The sequence below is a fragment of the Aneurinibacillus aneurinilyticus ATCC 12856 genome, from assembly GCF_000466385.1.
Taxonomy (GTDB): domain Bacteria; phylum Bacillota; class Bacilli; order Aneurinibacillales; family Aneurinibacillaceae; genus Aneurinibacillus; species Aneurinibacillus aneurinilyticus.
Map to the genome: position 1 here is coordinate 77,605 of NZ_KE952892.1, position 1,086 is coordinate 78,690.

1 protein-coding gene is annotated in these 1,086 nt (G+C 37.4%); it reads left to right on the forward strand.

The window, feature by feature from the left end; all coding sequences use genetic code 11:
* Positions 1-276 precede the first annotated feature (276 nt).
* The gene (locus tag HMPREF0083_RS22400) at positions 277-972 is read left to right on the forward strand and encodes a hypothetical protein (RefSeq protein WP_021624142.1); all 696 of its coding nucleotides are present in this window, start codon (positions 277-279) and stop codon (positions 970-972) included.
* Positions 973-1,086 lie beyond the last annotated feature (114 nt).

A 1,086-nucleotide genomic window follows, 5' to 3' on the forward strand; every position in this document is an offset into this window, starting at 1 on the left:
CTTCGCAAAATGCTTCAGTGCAGATAAAAATAAGATAAATGCCTTGGAAAAACATCTAAAATAGCCGATTTGGCAGCCACAAGTATCATTTCTGGCCAAAACGGAGTAAATTTCTCGCTATTTTAGGGGTTTTATACAGGGTATTTTTTATTTTCCTGTAAATATAAAGGGGAAAGAAGGGATGGAAATGAGCTGAAATCTATCGTTTGGTAAATAATGACTCAGTACAACGCAATATCGCCATTTTGTTTATTTCCAAGGAGGGAAAAAACTCGAATGAACCGTACCTTAAAAAAGCTATCGAAATATATGTTATGCCTTTCTCTTATTTTACTAACTGTCATTTTTAACATGACTGAGGCCCAAGCGGCAACGACAGAACGGTATAAATTTTATACACATGCTTGGTCTTTACCAGCTAACAGTACGGCAACACTCTTTAGTGTTACAGCACCTGTTGGTGAGGCTTTTGTAGCGGCTTCTGGAACCCCTAAAGATCCAAACTGGCCGGAGTATTCTTCTGCTGCTAGCTCTATATTATTACAACGAACAGCACCTATAGAAGATTATCCAACCGGTATTCCTTATACGATCTATGGTATGAAAATGGATGGAACTCGTATTAATCTAAAAAATGCGGTTGCAAACTATTCTCAAGATTATAACGGAGGAAAATCTGGTTGGTCTATCGATTATTATCAACTAGGAGAGTTACCCTCTATTGTGTCCATTAATATAGAAATCACAAATACGAGTAATAAGGGTTTGAACTTTGGTATTCCAGACGACGTAGTTAATTCTGGGCGTGGCAGTACGTACTACAAATATATAACTTTAACTAGAGAATCTAAAGCAGTTTTAGCTCCTGGTGAATATGCAAAAGAAGCAGCAAAGAAAGCAGGAGAGGCAAAAGAAGCAGCTGAACAAGCCCGTGACGCAGCTCGTGAAGCTTCGCAAAATGCTTCAGTGTAGATAAAAGTAAGTAAAATACCTTGGAAAAATGTCTAAAATAGCTGATTTGGCAGCCACAAGTATTATTTCTGGCCAAAACAGAGTAAAATTCTCACTATTTTAGATGTTTTATAC

Bases quoted from the DNA above. Each gene is read 5' to 3' on its own strand.
- HMPREF0083_RS22400 (WP_021624142.1), top strand. From the start codon at position 277: ATGAACCGTACCTTAAAAAAGCTATCGAAATATATGTTATGCCTTTCT.